This window comes from Anaerotignum sp. (assembly GCF_051877975.1).
In the GTDB taxonomy this organism is placed as follows: Bacteria; Bacillota; Clostridia; order Lachnospirales; family Anaerotignaceae; genus Anaerotignum_A.
In genome coordinates this window covers 91,931-105,911 of the sequence record NZ_JBJEJK010000054.1, presented here as the reverse complement: position 1 = coordinate 105,911, position 13,981 = coordinate 91,931, and the positions used below count along the sequence as shown (strand labels likewise).

The 13,981-nt window shown below is 46.6% G+C and carries 14 protein-coding genes; 6 read left to right on the top strand and 8 right to left on the bottom strand.

Annotated features, from left to right (window positions below):
* Nucleotides 1–275: 275 nt before the first annotated feature.
* The 8 genes from ACI39P_RS08545 to ACI39P_RS08510 all read right to left on the bottom strand — a co-directional run bounded on the left by ACI39P_RS08545 (nt 276) and on the right by ACI39P_RS08510 (nt 9,502).
* Nucleotides 276–2,255, bottom strand: coding sequence for a sodium-translocating pyrophosphatase (locus ACI39P_RS08545; protein ID WP_439720241.1), 1,980 nt, complete (start codon nt 2,253–2,255; stop codon nt 276–278).
* A 435-nt stretch (nt 2,256–2,690) separates the two neighbouring features.
* Nucleotides 2,691–3,620 (bottom strand): AEC family transporter, encoded by a 930-nt coding sequence (locus tag ACI39P_RS08540; protein WP_439720240.1) that lies wholly within the window; start codon nt 3,618–3,620, stop codon nt 2,691–2,693.
* A gap of 177 nt (nt 3,621–3,797) precedes the next feature.
* The gene (locus tag ACI39P_RS08535) at nt 3,798–4,343 is read right to left on the bottom strand and encodes a phosphatase PAP2 family protein (protein WP_439720239.1); all 546 of its coding nucleotides are present in this window, start codon (nt 4,341–4,343) and stop codon (nt 3,798–3,800) included.
* A gap of 202 nt (nt 4,344–4,545) precedes the next feature.
* Entirely contained in the window at nt 4,546–5,067 is a 522-nt protein-coding gene (locus ACI39P_RS08530) for an ECF transporter S component (protein ID WP_439720238.1), read from the bottom strand.
* Nucleotides 5,068–5,194: 127 nt separating this feature from the next.
* The gene (locus ACI39P_RS08525; protein ID WP_439720237.1) at nt 5,195–5,647 is read right to left on the bottom strand and encodes a helix-turn-helix domain-containing protein; all 453 of its coding nucleotides are present in this window, start codon (nt 5,645–5,647) and stop codon (nt 5,195–5,197) included.
* Between the two features lie 12 nt (nt 5,648–5,659).
* Nucleotides 5,660–6,151, bottom strand: a complete 492-nt coding sequence (locus ACI39P_RS08520) for a hypothetical protein (RefSeq protein ID WP_439720236.1) — start codon at nt 6,149–6,151, stop codon at nt 5,660–5,662.
* Nucleotides 6,152–6,257: 106 nt separating this feature from the next.
* Nucleotides 6,258–8,963, bottom strand: coding sequence for an S-layer homology domain-containing protein (locus ACI39P_RS08515; protein ID WP_439720235.1), 2,706 nt, complete (start codon nt 8,961–8,963; stop codon nt 6,258–6,260).
* Between the two features lie 143 nt (nt 8,964–9,106).
* Nucleotides 9,107–9,502, bottom strand: coding sequence for a YhcN/YlaJ family sporulation lipoprotein (locus ACI39P_RS08510; RefSeq protein WP_439720234.1), 396 nt, complete (start codon nt 9,500–9,502; stop codon nt 9,107–9,109).
* Between the two features lie 129 nt (nt 9,503–9,631).
* Here ACI39P_RS08510 and ACI39P_RS08505 point away from each other — a divergent pair, with 129 nt between their 5' ends.
* The 6 genes from ACI39P_RS08505 to ACI39P_RS08480 all read left to right on the top strand — a co-directional run bounded on the left by ACI39P_RS08505 (nt 9,632) and on the right by ACI39P_RS08480 (nt 13,974).
* Nucleotides 9,632–9,796, top strand: a complete 165-nt coding sequence (locus tag ACI39P_RS08505) for a hypothetical protein (protein WP_439720233.1) — start codon at nt 9,632–9,634, stop codon at nt 9,794–9,796.
* A gap of 369 nt (nt 9,797–10,165) precedes the next feature.
* Nucleotides 10,166–10,282: a helix-turn-helix domain-containing protein gene (locus tag ACI39P_RS08500; RefSeq protein ID WP_439720232.1), complete on the top strand. Its 117-nt coding sequence runs from the start codon at nt 10,166–10,168 to the stop codon at nt 10,280–10,282.
* 350 nt (nt 10,283–10,632) lie between these two features.
* Entirely contained in the window at nt 10,633–10,998 is a 366-nt protein-coding gene (locus tag ACI39P_RS08495; protein WP_439720231.1) for a TnpV protein, read from the top strand.
* Between the two features lie 202 nt (nt 10,999–11,200).
* Nucleotides 11,201–11,512, top strand: a complete 312-nt coding sequence (locus ACI39P_RS08490) for a helix-turn-helix transcriptional regulator (protein ID WP_439720230.1) — start codon at nt 11,201–11,203, stop codon at nt 11,510–11,512.
* Nucleotides 11,509–12,702 carry a DUF2812 domain-containing protein gene (locus ACI39P_RS08485; RefSeq protein ID WP_439720229.1) on the top strand — a complete coding sequence of 398 codons (1,194 nt, stop codon included), beginning with the start codon at nt 11,509–11,511 and terminating at the stop codon, nt 12,700–12,702. The genes ACI39P_RS08490 and ACI39P_RS08485 overlap by 4 nt, the downstream gene beginning before the upstream one ends.
* Before the next feature lie 18 nt (nt 12,703–12,720).
* Nucleotides 12,721–13,974 carry a DUF2812 domain-containing protein gene (locus tag ACI39P_RS08480; RefSeq protein ID WP_439720228.1) on the top strand — a complete coding sequence of 418 codons (1,254 nt, stop codon included), beginning with the start codon at nt 12,721–12,723 and terminating at the stop codon, nt 13,972–13,974.
* The last annotated feature ends 7 nt before the right edge of the window (nt 13,975–13,981 follow it).

The window sequence follows — 13,981 nt, the reverse complement described above, 5'->3', positions numbered from 1 at the left end:
AAACAATGCGTAAGACTTTCGTCTTACGCATTGACTTGCTCCGCAAGTCAATCTCATGCTATGCTACCCCCAAACCGCACTTCATTTTTATAAAAACAATGCGTAAGACTTTCGTCTTACGCATTGACTTGCTCCGCAAGTCAATCTCATGCTATGCAGCCGCTGCATTCTGCAAGCAGATGCAGCGGCTGCATAGCATGAGATTGTTTTTCTCCGCTTTATACAAAAAAGCAGCCTCCGAAGAGACTGCTTTGATTTTTGTATTTGATTGCTAATTACAGCAGGCTGCCAACGCTCAGGAACAGAGGAGCGAATACCAGAGAAACTACTGTCATCAGTTTGATCAGGATGTTGATGGAAGGGCCGGAAGTATCCTTGAAGGGGTCACCAACTGTGTCGCCGATTACGGCTGCTGCATGAGCATCGCTGCCCTTGCCGCCGTGGTTGCCTTCTTCGATATACTTCTTCGCATTATCCCACGCACCGCCGGCATTGGACATGAAGATCGCCATCATAACACCTGTTGCCAAGGAACCAGCCAGCAGGCCGCCCAGTGCGCTTGTGCCCAGCAGCAGACCAACTACCAGAGGAGCTGCAACTGCCATAATACCAGGAACCAGCATTTCTTTCAGCGCTGCTGTTGTGGAAATTTCTACGCATTTCTTGTAGTCAGGTTTGCCTGTACCTTCCATGATACCAGGGATAGTACGGAACTGACGTCTCACTTCTTCGATCATCTGGAATGCAGCTTTCCCTACGGACTGCATTGTGAATGCAGAGAACAGGAAAGGCAGCATACCACCGATCAAGAGACCGATGATAACTCTGGGTTCCAGCAGAGAGATTTCTGTCAGTTTTACAGCTTCTGCATAGGATACGAACAGAGCCAGAGCTGTCAGGGCAGCGGAACCAATCGCGAAACCTTTCCCCATAGCAGCTGTTGTGTTACCAACTGCGTCCAGTTTATCTGTGATGTTTCTTACAGAATGATCCAGACCACTCATTTCAGCGATACCACCAGCGTTGTCGGCGATAGGGCCGTAAGCGTCAACGGCTACAGTGATACCTGTTGTTGCCAGCATACCTACTGCGGACAGAGCGATACCATACAGGCCGCATGCTGTGAACGCAATGTAGATACCAATACAGATCAGGATGATAGGGATCGCTGTGGATTCCATACCTACAGCCAGACCGGAGATGATTGTTGTCGCAGGACCTGTTTCAGACTGGTCTGCAATCTTCTTAACGGATTTGTAATCGCCGGAAGTATAAACTTCTGTGATCATACCAATGATCTGACCAACAACCAGACCAGCGATTACTGCGATAGCAGCTTTCATGTGGCCGAACAGCTTCATGCTCAGGGCAAGGGAAGCAATCGCAACCAGGATGGCTGCTGTGTAAGAGCCTGTTTTCAGAGCTTTGTGAGGGTTGGAGTTTTCATCGCCCTTAACAAAGAATGTACCGATGATAGCAGCCAGGATACCTGTAGCAGCCAGCACCAGAGGGAAGATTGCGCCTTCTGCGCTGTAGTAAACCAGACCCAGTGTGATGGCAGAGATCACGGAACCAACATAGGATTCGAACAGGTCGGCACCCATACCGGCAACGTCACCTACGTTGTCCCCTACGTTATCGGCGATAACGGCAGGGTTACGAGGGTCGTCTTCAGGAATACCAGCTTCTACTTTACCTACCAGGTCAGCACCAACGTCGGCAGCTTTTGTATAGATACCGCCGCCAACACGGCCAAACAGCGCGATGGAGGAAGCACCCAGAGAGAAGCCGAACAGGATATCAGCGTTGCCTGTGATTGCATAGATTGCGCCTACGCCCAGAAGGCCCAGACCAACTACGCACATACCCATAACTGCGCCGCCGCTGAATGCGATAGACAGGGCTTTGTTCATACCGCTTGTTCTTGCTGCGTTTGCAGTTCTAACGTTTGCATTTGTTGCTACTGTCATACCGAAGAAACCTGCCAGTGTGGAGAAGATCGCACCCACTACAAAGCAGATTGCTGTAGGCCAGCTTACGCCGAACCCGATCAGCACAAACAGTACAGCTGCGAAAATAACCAGAATTTTGTATTCTGCAGACAGGAATGCTCTTGCGCCTTCTCTGATGCTCGCAGCGATTTCTTTCATTCTGTCCGTACCTTCGTCCATTTTGTTAACCTTGCTTGCCAGGACAAAGGCGAACAGCAGCGCCACGATGCCAAGCACAGGCGCCAGGTAAATCAATTTTTCCATGATAATCCCCCTATTTCTTAAAATTAGAATGTGGATGATAATAACGTGAATATGCCATGCCGTTTTGCCAAGGCAAACGGCATCTCCCACAGAGCAGCGTCAGCCTATTTCTTTCATGGCGTCCCCCAAAAGGGGATGTCATGAAAAAAACAAATACACTGCCGGTTTCCTGTGTGCACGAAAGCCCTGTCTTTGTTCTGCACACGGGCGGCGTGTATCTCCTCCAAACATCTTTCCTATGGGTCAAGTCATATTCTGTCCCACTGATAAGTATAAACGAAAGGCTTTCAAAAAATCAACCCCCATAGCGCACGCAGATATACTAAATTTGACGATAAATTTTGTTATTTTTGAACAATTTTTTCGTATCTTTCTATACAAAAACATAAAACCCCCTTCGCCAGGCGAAGAGGGTAAATTTTTCGATTCGTTTTTTTACTGACACAGGAACTGAGCCACTAACGGAAGGGTCACCACAGAAATGATCGTAGAAACAAAAGTATACTGGGAAGCCCGTTTTTCATCAGCGCCATATTGATCTGCAAAGGAAGGCAGAGCCGCCGCCGCAGGGGTACCCATCAGCACCACCAGAACGCTCAGCGCCATTCCGCTCATAAAAGTACCGCAGATCAGCTTTGTGATGATCGGCATCACGATCAATGTGAAGAAGCTGAAAATATAAACCAGCTTGTCCCTGAAAATTTCCTTTACATTTGCCGCTGCCAGCAGAGAGCCAATGTAAATCATAGACAGACATACTGTGGTATTGGCGGAATATTGTAATACATCATAGATGGGCTGCGGCAGGGAAATGGAATTTACGAAACAGAACACCCCAACCACTGCGGAAAGGCAGATCAGGTTGATGAAGGCTTCTTTCAGCATGCGCCCTACAGATTTCTTAACCCCGCTGCCCATGGCAAACAGCACGGAGCAGACAGTGAACAGGAATACATTGCAGGTAAACATAACAGCCACACAGAAGATCAGCCCTTCTGCGCCATACATGGCCAGAATCAGCGGCTGCCCCATAAAGATTACGTTGCTGTAAACGCCGCCGCCGCTGAACAACCCCAGTTCTCTGGGCTGCATCTTCAAAAACTTCCCAACAATGAAGAACATCAGGGCGCCGATACAACACATCAGATAGGTGGCAACGCAAGTCACCAAAAACCCCCGAAAAATTTCAGGAGAATATTCCCTCTGCAGCAAAACTACCATATTACAGGGGACTGCCACCCGGGTCAGCACAATAGAAAGACCCTTGGCATTTGCCAGAGATAAGAAATTTTTCTTATGTAACACCACCCCAATGACCATCAGAATGACCATTGTGATCAATTGATAAATTACAGGTATCGCCATTGTTTCAACTTCCTTCCTCCTTGGTTTCCCCCTCATACTTTCCATAAAGCTAACTTTTATTTTACTGCAAACCATCTGATTTTGCAATATTTTTTCGTAGGGGTTTCCATATTTTCAACCTTTTGTTTGGAAATCGGGTGTTTGATTTTACAAAATAAGATTTTTTATTTTTACGAATCAGATGCTCTGGGTTCCATCTATCCGAAAAACCCGCTGCACAGCCTTCGCCATGAAAACGCCGATAGCCGCCCCCGCCAGCACATCCGTGGGAAAATGCACCCCCAGATACAGCCGGGAAAAGCCCATCAACGCCGCAAAAACATACGCCGCTGTCCCCCATCTTTTATCTATGGCATAAAGGGCCGTTGCCGCCGCAAAGGATGCCGATGTATGCCCCGAAGGAAAAGACGCATCTCCCACCGGAGGAATCAGGATATCATATCCCAAAAGGTCATAGGGCCGGATCCGGTTCACCAGCGGCTTCAGCAGCAGATTGCAAACCAGCGCATTCGCCGCCAGGGAAAACAGGAGCAGCAGCCCCCGCTTCCGCCAAATCTTATGTTTCCATCCCATCAGCAGAAACAAGACCCCTAGGGCAATCCAAAGAAACCCGCCATCCCCCAGGGCAGAAATAAAAATCATGATTTGATCCATAAGCGGATGGGCAAAAATCCCCCTCAGCCAGAGCAAAAACTGTCCATCCATCTCTAAGATCCACTCCATGCAACGACCTCCTTTCTCTTTTCCGTAGGGTTTATCGTATCATATAGAATATCCCATGGTCAATGAGAAATACATCGAAAAGCGCTTTAGCACCAGGGCCGCAAAAAAACGAAAAACCGGAAGTATCCTTTTCAGGGATTCCTTCCGGTTTTCGTTTTGAAATGAGTACGCTTTTCATTGTTCTTTCAAATGCTTCTATTTATCATTGCGATACAATCTTGTAGATATTCGCCTTGTGGAAAGCTGCGCCAACCACCAGGAAGATCACAAAACCAGCTGCCCCCTGAACGATATTTTCAGGGATAGAGGTTGCTGCTACGATAAAGCTGCTTTTCAGGATGCCGCCGCCGATAAAATAGCCGATGACCATCCAAACAACACCAACGACAGATGCTGTCAGGTTGCGGGCTGTGAAAAATTTTTCTCTGCTGCCTGCGCCTTCAGCAATCTTACCGATCAGCCACCCCATCAGCCCTTTGATGATCAGGGTAAAGGGTACCCAATGGGCATAGCCGCTCAAAAGATCTGCCAGAGCAGAGCCAACGCCGCCGGCAATCATGCCGCATCTTGCGCCGAAAAAAACACCGATCAGCAGAATCATGCTGTCCCCCAAATGGATATATCCCTGCGTTGCGGAAACAGGTATCTGGATCACCATGGTGCACACTGTAACCAATGCGATCATCAAAGCCTGCAGGCAAAGTTCCTTTGTCGTCATTTTCATAAAAATTCCCCCTGTTTTATTGTTTTTTCTGTATCAAGCATATCATACACTTCCAGGGGAAGGCTATCCCTCTGCGTCCGCAAGCCAATATTGCACCCATACAATTTACAAAACTGTTTCGATACAATCATCCATTGCATTCCTGTTTCAGCCGTTCCAGCAGACGTTCCAATTCAAAGGATGCCATCAGGCGGTGGTTTTCCCGATCCAGCAGGCGAAAATGCCCGGAAATCAGATTCTGCTGGATACGATATCCCTTCTTTTTCATAATTTCTCTCCACCAGACCTTGCCGCCCAGTGTCTTAGGATACTGCGGATCTGCATCCGAAAAGGCCAACGCTTCTACCAAATCCGCCAATTCTCCGCCGTATGCCTCCTGCAAAATGCGGCTTTCGCTAAAAATGGCGGCAAAGGCTGCCGCTCCTGTCCACCCCAGGGAGCTGCGGCCTTTTTCGATTTCCACCAGGGTTTTCTTGGAAATTCCCAGCACCGCCGCCATTTTTTCCTGAGTGAATCCATATTCTTTTCGCACGGCTTTCAGGCTTCCGTCCATCTGTGCGGCAAATTCCTTTTTCGTCATCCTTCTGCCTCCTTACATCGGTGGTAAATACATCAGATAAGGGGCCGTCAAGACTGCCATCCCCAAAGCGATTTTTTTCTTTTGTCCTTCTTCCAGCGCATACTTTTTCCACACGAATTTTCGCTGGAAAATATAAATGAAGATGCCCGCCAAAAGCACTGCCGCCGTTGTAAACAGAAACGACGGAATACTGCTGTAGGGCAAATAGAGATTCACATCTGCATCCTGAAAAACAGCACTCAGCCCCTCGCTAAGGATCCAAAAAATGCCCGATGCCAAAAAATCCGCCAAAAACCCAAATCCCCATGTCTTTAAAATCGTTTTTTGATACCACGCTTTCTTTTCCGGCATCTTCAGCCATTGAAACAAAAGCAGCAGCACAAGGCTGTCCACCAAAAAATTTGCCGGCAGTAAAATCAGCAAAAATACGGGAAACAGCAGCCCAAAGAAATAGATGCTCCACATGGGAAAAATCAGATTATACAGCTTGATATCTCTTTTCATCCAGACCCCTCCTTTTTGTGTAATTTTACACTTTTTGAGATTGTCTGTCAAATATAAAAAGGGGTATCCTTTCGGATACCCCTCTAAAATCATCATATATCTTTTATTATGCGTCTTTGATGTCGCTGACACGGCCGTCATCTGCAAAGGTCAGTTTTACGTCATATCCTTTGCCATCCGCCTTGCCGTCTTCCAGTTTGCTCTGGTCCAGCCCGTTTACATCGCAGCTGTTCAGCTTGCTGGGCAGATCGAAGGAGAATTTGTTGCCGCTTTCCGTCAGGATGCGAACATAATTGTTATCGCAGGACTGCAGTTCGCCTTCCGCTTTTCTGACATATACGTTGATGAGCTCGATTCTGTCCTTTTCATCCGGTGTTACTTCTACATAAACTTCCACATCAGGGTCTTCGATCATTTTCTTTACAACGCTGAGGGATTCTGTAGGGCTACTGTAAACACGCAGTGTCGTTCTGCTTTCACTCAGCCAGGTATATGTCTTGCTGCTGCCCTTGATCTTCAGGCCATCTGTCGTTGCAGTTGCAACGCCTTTGATTTTGCCCACAGTGCCGTTGCCCTTATAGCCATTTTCCAGGGTAAGCTTATTGACAACGCCGTTGGTGTTGAAGCCCAGTTCAATGGTCTCGCCTACATATTTGGAAGTTTCGATATCATCCAGTGTGAAATAATCTTCATCTTCATCGGTCAGCTTGGGCTTGCTGAGGGTTTTCAGTTCATATTCGCCCTCGCTGGTTTCAATCTTGATATATTTTTCTTCCTGATCATATTCCACCAGCTTACCTTTTGCCGCTGTCAGTCTTGCATCCACTTCTACCACTTCATTGTTGCCGTTTGCAACGATTTCTGCATACAGTTCCATATTGCTGTCGTTTGCCATTCTGGTCAGCAGTTTCTTGGATTGTGTTTCAGAACCGCCGATCTTGATATCGCCGTCAGCATATTTTGTTTTCATGGTATATTCTATAGAAGATGTTTTAAATTTCAGAACATCATCGACAATAGAAGCAACGGTGCCTTTTCTTTCTGTTCTGTTTTCATCAGAATCATCCCATGCACTCTTCTTTTCAGAAAGGTAAACTTCGCTGAGCTTTCCGCCGCTGTTGAAAACGATCTTACAATAAACAGTGCCGTCCGCATCATCCACAAAGGCCTCTGCTTTGTCTACATTTTTCAGTTCCTGCCAGTCGCTGTCGTCCTTATCATCTTCATCAACGACCCATTCGTAAAATCTGATATTGTCCAGAGGGTTCGTTGTGCCGAAAACATAGGTTGTATCTTCGCCGCCGGCTTCCAGAGTCAGCTTCTTATCCGTCAGTGTTTTTACTTTATAAGTTTTGCTTACGTCTTTTTGGCTGTCCTCAAAAGCATCTTCCGACATGATGACTTTGATCGCTTTCTCGTCTGTGTTTACTGTCACTTTTGCGTAGGTTGTGCCGCCGTCATTCAGTTCCTTCAAATCGGAAACCGTTTCTTTGGAATCGCCAATATAAAATTCACAATCGGATGCGAAGGTAAATGTTTTTTCAGAGCTGCCGCCTGTGGGTTTTACGCTGATGCTCTTCAGGCCGAAATCTTTTACTTCGCCCGTTGTCACATATTCATCTGTAAATGTAACATAGAGCTCTTCGATATAGGTTACATCTTCGTAAACACCGTTGTTCTTTTCCCGTTCTACCGATGTATTGGCCCCTGCGTATGCATGTTCATTATACCGTTCCGACAGCAGATCATCCAATTGCGCACGGGTAACCTTATTCCCTTCCACATAAATATTAACACCGGATTTCAGGGTATATTTTGTTGTTTCACCGGTATTTTCGTTTTCAAAAGAAAGCACATTGTTTTTCAGGGAAATGATATAGCCAGTCATATCATATTTGCCCTGGTTGGTTGTGCCCTTCAGCTGACGCAGGGCTGTTACGTTGTTGCCGCTGCGCACCAGAACGACTTCATCCCCTTCGCTCAGCTTGCTCAGGGAAATGGTTTCAGAAGTATTGCCCACATAAACAGGGAATTCACCCAAAGTTGCCTGGAATCCTTCTCTGCCGCCGGCATCCAGTGTCACTTCGATGTAGTAATATTTATTTTCATTGACTACCAATTCTGTAATCGTCCCGCTGGCGCTGACGCCTTCTGTCAGTACGCTGTTGGTTTTATTCAGCATAACCGCCATTTCCGCACGGTTGATATTCTTTTTGGGGTTGAATCGGTTGGTTTCATCCCCGCTTACGATGCCCAGTCTTTTCAGCAGGTCGATCTGCACCAGGCTGTCTGCAGAAATGCTGTAGTAATCCAAAAATTCCTTGGCTGTGGCAGCATCTTTTTCTTTATCATAGAACATTGCCATGGCATTGCCGAAGATCAGGGCAACATCCTCCCTTGTAGCCGCCTGGTTGCCGCCGGAAAATTTTGTTGCAACCATCTGCATATCGATGATGCCGTTATGCAGGCCATAGGCTACTGCCATCTGGCACCAGCTGGGCACTTTATATGTATTCAGCACTGCCATATAAGAATAGGCATCCACCGCGTCCATAGCCTTTGCTGCCCCTGTTTTGATCAATACGTTATACACCATCTGCATAGCTTCGCAATAGGTAACATTATTGCGGGAACGGATGGTGCCATCTTCATAGCCGCTCAAAAGGCCCAAATCCGCCACGCTGTTGATAACATCCGCCGCGCCGGACCAGGGTACATCATTGATATCTTTGAAATTTGCCGCATAAGCTGTCATGGGCAGGCAGGAAGCTGCCATCACCGCAGACAAAAGCAGCGCCAGTTTGCGTTTCATAACTTTTTACCCCCTTAGGTTTTATTTTTGCAATGCAATAGATCCTACTTCTCCATTGTTACTCTTTAGTTTACCATATTTGTTTGATTCTGCCTAGTCCTTACCTCTTAAGGTTTCTTAAAAAATAAAGGAGGAGCCCCGCGTCATCCCGCCCGTTTCCGTTCCATATCCTCAATGAGGGAAACGATATAGGTGTTCATGGTGATGGAAGTGCTTTCGATCAGCTCATCCGCCTCCTTGGCGGCAGCATCAGTTTCTTTTTTGACGCGGCTCAGGTCATTTTGTTCCATATTTTCTTTCAGCCGCAGCCCAATGATGGCTGTATGCCCTTCCACCACCACGGCGCAGCCTGTCACTTCCTCAATCTGATAAATCCGCCGCTTGATGGCAACAGCCCGTTCTTCCGGGCTTTTTTCCCCTTCCATATCCTCATATTTCACAAAATGCAGTTGAGATAAATTGTTTTCCGTCATTTCCGCCCTGCATCCCGGCAGCATGGCCGCCGCCAAAAAAAGAATCAACCCCGCCTGTTTTTTCATTTCCGCCGCCTCCTTTTCCCATAGTATGGCGTTTTGGCGGATTTTTATAAAAACAAGATTTGTCATCAAAAAGATACGGAAATGGTGTATACTAAAGAAAATCGGGAAATAAAAAAGGAGGACTTTTTTATGCATGAAAAAAGAAAACATTACCGCGTAGCAATGAAAGAAATAAAAGAATCCCCGGCGGAGGGTATCTATGTCACCAATGAAGAACTGAGAAAATGCGGCCTTTATGCTGCCTTTCTATTCGTGATGCTGACGATTCTTGCCATTTTCAACCGAAAAAACTGACACAAAAAAGCAGTACCGACATTCGTCGATACTGCTCTTTTTTATGTAAGCTTAATTTTCTGCCGCTGTGGTATCGGCTGCATCCGCTGTTGCCGCAGCCTTTCTCTGAAATTCCGGATCACTGACCGTATCCCCCGCATCCACAGAGAACCCCTTCCTTTTATTTTTTACCCCTTAAAATAAAATATGAACCATTCTTCCCATATTCAAAAAGTTCTCTTCTTATAATTATGGCATTTCTGTTCCTATTTGTCAAAAAAACTGGGAACTATGATTCCTATATCACCGTATTTAGGAGGAATTTTCATGCTTATTTTTGACTTCAGAAAAATAGGAAATAAGTTGTTCCAGATCTGAAAAAGAGCAGGATTGACCCAGGCCGAAGTGGCCGAAGCCACAGATCTATCTGACCGTACCTACGCCGATATTGAGCAGGGCACGGTAAATATGCGGATTGAACCCCTCCTGACCATCTGCAATCCCTGAAATAAAAGCTTTTTCCCCAATTTCACCTTGCCAAGCCCCCTTCTTTCCGATATACTAAAAGGCAGGCAATAATGAGCGCATTTCGCTTTTGAAAAGAAGAAAAACTTTGAAAGGAAGAACTTAAAATGAAATTAGGTATCGTAGGTTAATTGCCTGTTTCATATCTCAATATACCTTTATAAAGCTCAATAAAACCCATATTTGCGTACTTTTCTGTTACATAAATCCATGTATCTACATATACTTTCATGGCAAATTGGTGCGGAATTGGTGCGGCGTATGGAAATCAATACTCGGGAAACAGGGTTCATCACGACAGATTAAAATAAATCTGTAAGGAGATCGAAACCGTGAGCCAGTTATTATTTTGTGAAATCAACTACACCCTTGTAGGTGACTACTACATCCCCAATATCGCCCTGCCGGAAGAAAACAGACCCATTGGTCGTTGGGGCAGGCTGCACCGGGATTACCTTGAACAGCATCATCCGATCCGCTTTAATGACCTTGTTCTCAGCGGTCAGCTCTGGACATATCTGGCTGATCTGAACGAGCAGGCGCAGGAGCGTTTGTCCTTGATTGTTGAACAGATGAAGGCATCCGAGGGCGTGACAGAGAAACTGAAAGCCGCCGATCAGATGGCGTGGGTTGGTGCTATGAACAGTATCCGTAACCGGGCAGAGGAAATTGTGAAAAGCGAATTGATATATAAATAATGCCACAGCGGGACTTGTGTTCAAATTGAGCACAAGTCCCTTTTCATTTCGCACAAACCGTGTAGAAATTGTTATTATGCTGATCCGCTGAGTATTGTGTATCATTTGAGCAAACAATTTTTCGGGATTGACAATATCGTCAGACGATATTATAATATCTACAGATGATATCGTGTTGCGATATTGGAGAGGAGGTGTCGCAATGGCAAGTAAAGAGCGTGCTGCTTTGACAGAACCGATGTTCTATGTACTCATGTCTTTTTTGCGGCAGGAAATGTGCGGCATTGAGATCACAGAATTTGTGGAAAAGAAAACCGGGGGCAGGGTACGCCTTGGTCCGGGTACGCTATACACATTGCTGGGTAAATTTCAGGACGAGCACCTGATCGAAGAGACCCAGATTGAAGGCCGTAAACGCACATATCGTATAACGGATAAAGGTCGGGAGGCATTTCAGGAAGAACTTGAGCGCCTGCAGGCCTGTGTTATGAATGGAAAGGAGGAGTTGATGTGAGTAAAAGCGTTATCCGAGTATCTCCTTTTGGTGGTTTTGACATACCGGGGTTGGAAAGTTGGCTGGAATCAATGGCAGCAAAGGGTCTGCGCTTTTCTATGACTACAGGTCCGCTGTGCTGCTTTGAAAAAACTGACCCGGAAACAGTTCGTATTCATCTGGAGCCGATACAGGGTGCTGCTAATGATAATCCGGAACTGAATGAGCTCTATGAAAACGCTGGTTGGCATTACTGGGGTATCTTTCGTGGAAGTTTTTATGTGTTTGCATCCTCCAATCCAGAAGCCGAATCACACACGGATGCGGAGACACTGTCTTATGCACTGAGCAAATTTTTTAAAGGAAAACTAATTTCCGGCGTGCTGCTGGTATTGGCAAATATTCTTTTACTGGGACTGTATCACAATGGTGCGCCTTGGGAGATCAGTATGACACGGCTTCAGTATTACCCAGTGGAAACACTCTCCAATGGATCGACGATTCCCTTCATGCTGTCGCTGCTTGGACTGTTATTGATTGACATTTCTTACCTCATAGGACTTTTCCACCTGCTGCAGTACCGAAAAGCGATTAAAAGCGGAAGTAAAGTTCGGGGACACAAAGGGACTGGCTGGCTGCTGATCGTGGGACTTCTGATTTTGCTGCCGGTTTTCATCAACAGTGTTCAGTTATTCATGGGGCGGGACTATAGCCCCTACGACTTGAAGGATTCCGGCTTTGTTACCTTGACGGACATTGAGGGAGAGGATTTCCGACTCACTGGAGACCGTATGTTTAATATGGATTACATCTCCCACGGTGGGACACTGTTAGACCCAGAATACTGGTATTTTCAACAGTACGGTACAGTCCGACATGATCAGAGTATCAATGATGTACCGCACCTCGAGATCAGTATTACCCGATATCCTCTGGAAATTCTGGCAGAACTGAGGACTGAGGAATGGAGCCGCCAAAAATTCAATGGTTCCGGAGACTATGAGCAGTTCGATGTACTGGATGAATGTCTGTATGCCAAACGTGAAGGGCGGACGCATGTCAGTGAGATAACCGGAGAAACCCGTGTTTTTCTGCCTGGTGGAATCCTCGTGCTGCGCCGTGGAAACACCGTGCTTTTCGCAGATTATTATGGCGAACAGGACCTTTCTACATATTTCGAGCAGTTTGCAAAGATGATGATCGGCCTGTAAAGGAGGTGCAAAGGTACTATGAAAAAGATTCGGAAAATACTCCCATTGTCCATTTATGATATTCCCGGCATAGAGCGTTGGCTGGAAGAACAGGCAAGCAACGGGCTGTTTCCTACCTTTATCGATGCATGGGTGACGTTTACGCCAAATGCGGTGGCAGGTACACGGTTTCGTCTCGAGCCTTATGGCAAGATAGGAACCGAGCCTACGGAAGAGCAACTGATGATCTATCGAGAGGCTGGATGGGAATATGCCTTTGCAGTGGGAAAAGTCTATTTTCTCTTCTACACTACCAATCCGGAAGCAGTTGAGTTGTATTCCGACCACGAGAGCCGAGGACTGTCTATCGAGCGGTTGGAGCAGCGGGTACATAAGTACCAGCGGACCCGTCGAGTAATTTATTCCTTGCTGGCAGTTGCGTTGGTATGGGCGCTTTTTTTCCATCAGAGCAAATATGATGTCCAGCCCGACCGATTTGCCAGGATGCCGTTGCTTCTGTTAGAATTGTGCAGCCCGATTCTCCTAACCTTTTTGATCATAGCAGCATTCTCGTGGTGGCGGAATCGACGGGATATACGCATCCTAAGTGAAACATGCCGTGCACTAAAAGAGGGATTTTCTCCTCCGGCATCCCCCGGCCCCAGCAAAGGTATCATATGGGAACAAAAGATTGCCCTTGCCTTGATTCCGGTCCTGCTGATTCTTACTGTAATTTCCTATATGGGGACGCACGGTAATATGGCGAAACCTTTGGATTCATTCTCTTTGCCGTATGTAGTATTGCAGGAGCTGGAACAGGAAGAGGTGGTTGCCTATCAAACGCTGTTTGGCTTTGATGAGCATTACGAAGAAGAAAATTTGGCTGAGCACCATTTGTCACTCCTTGCACCGGTCTGGTATGAGGTGCTGCAGGAAGGGTATGCTACGGCAGCAGGGGATTATCGTGGATTCTCCACCTATCCAGAAGCAGATGACCGCTTTGAGTTAAGATATACCCCAAATCTGGATGCAGTATATTTCCAACTGCTGATACCTGCATTGGCACGCCCGGTAGCCGAAGCACAACTGGATGCTTACCGCCTTGTCAACCTAATGTGGAGCTATGAGGAAGTGGAAGTTCCCGATTTGGACTTTGTCATCCTTGCGGATGAGCCGGATGGAATATGGCAGATGATTGCTATGGGGAAAGGCAACCAAGTGGCAGTGTTCCGCTACGGGGGCCGTGAGGATCTGAGTGAGCATTTAGACTTGCTGGCCACTGCTGTAAAATGAATGCTGA

Excerpts from the sequence above, each read along its gene's own strand:
- ACI39P_RS08545 (WP_439720241.1), bottom strand. The coding sequence starts at position 2,255 with ATGGAAAAATTGATTTACCTGGCGCCTGTGCTTGGCATCGTGGCGCTG.
- ACI39P_RS08540 (WP_439720240.1), bottom strand. The coding sequence starts at position 3,620 with ATGGCGATACCTGTAATTTATCAATTGATCACAATGGTCATTCTGATG.
- ACI39P_RS08535 (WP_439720239.1), bottom strand. The coding sequence starts at position 4,343 with ATGGAGTGGATCTTAGAGATGGATGGACAGTTTTTGCTCTGGCTGAGG.
- ACI39P_RS08530 (WP_439720238.1), bottom strand. The coding sequence starts at position 5,067 with ATGAAAATGACGACAAAGGAACTTTGCCTGCAGGCTTTGATGATCGCA.
- ACI39P_RS08525 (WP_439720237.1), bottom strand. The coding sequence starts at position 5,647 with ATGACGAAAAAGGAATTTGCCGCACAGATGGACGGAAGCCTGAAAGCC.
- ACI39P_RS08520 (WP_439720236.1), bottom strand. The coding sequence starts at position 6,151 with ATGAAAAGAGATATCAAGCTGTATAATCTGATTTTTCCCATGTGGAGC.
- ACI39P_RS08515 (WP_439720235.1), bottom strand. The coding sequence starts at position 8,963 with ATGAAACGCAAACTGGCGCTGCTTTTGTCTGCGGTGATGGCAGCTTCC.
- ACI39P_RS08510 (WP_439720234.1), bottom strand. The coding sequence starts at position 9,502 with ATGAAAAAACAGGCGGGGTTGATTCTTTTTTTGGCGGCGGCCATGCTG.
- ACI39P_RS08505 (WP_439720233.1), top strand. The coding sequence starts at position 9,632 with ATGCATGAAAAAAGAAAACATTACCGCGTAGCAATGAAAGAAATAAAA.
- ACI39P_RS08490 (WP_439720230.1), top strand. The coding sequence starts at position 11,201 with ATGGCAAGTAAAGAGCGTGCTGCTTTGACAGAACCGATGTTCTATGTA.
- ACI39P_RS08480 (WP_439720228.1), top strand. The coding sequence starts at position 12,721 with ATGAAAAAGATTCGGAAAATACTCCCATTGTCCATTTATGATATTCCC.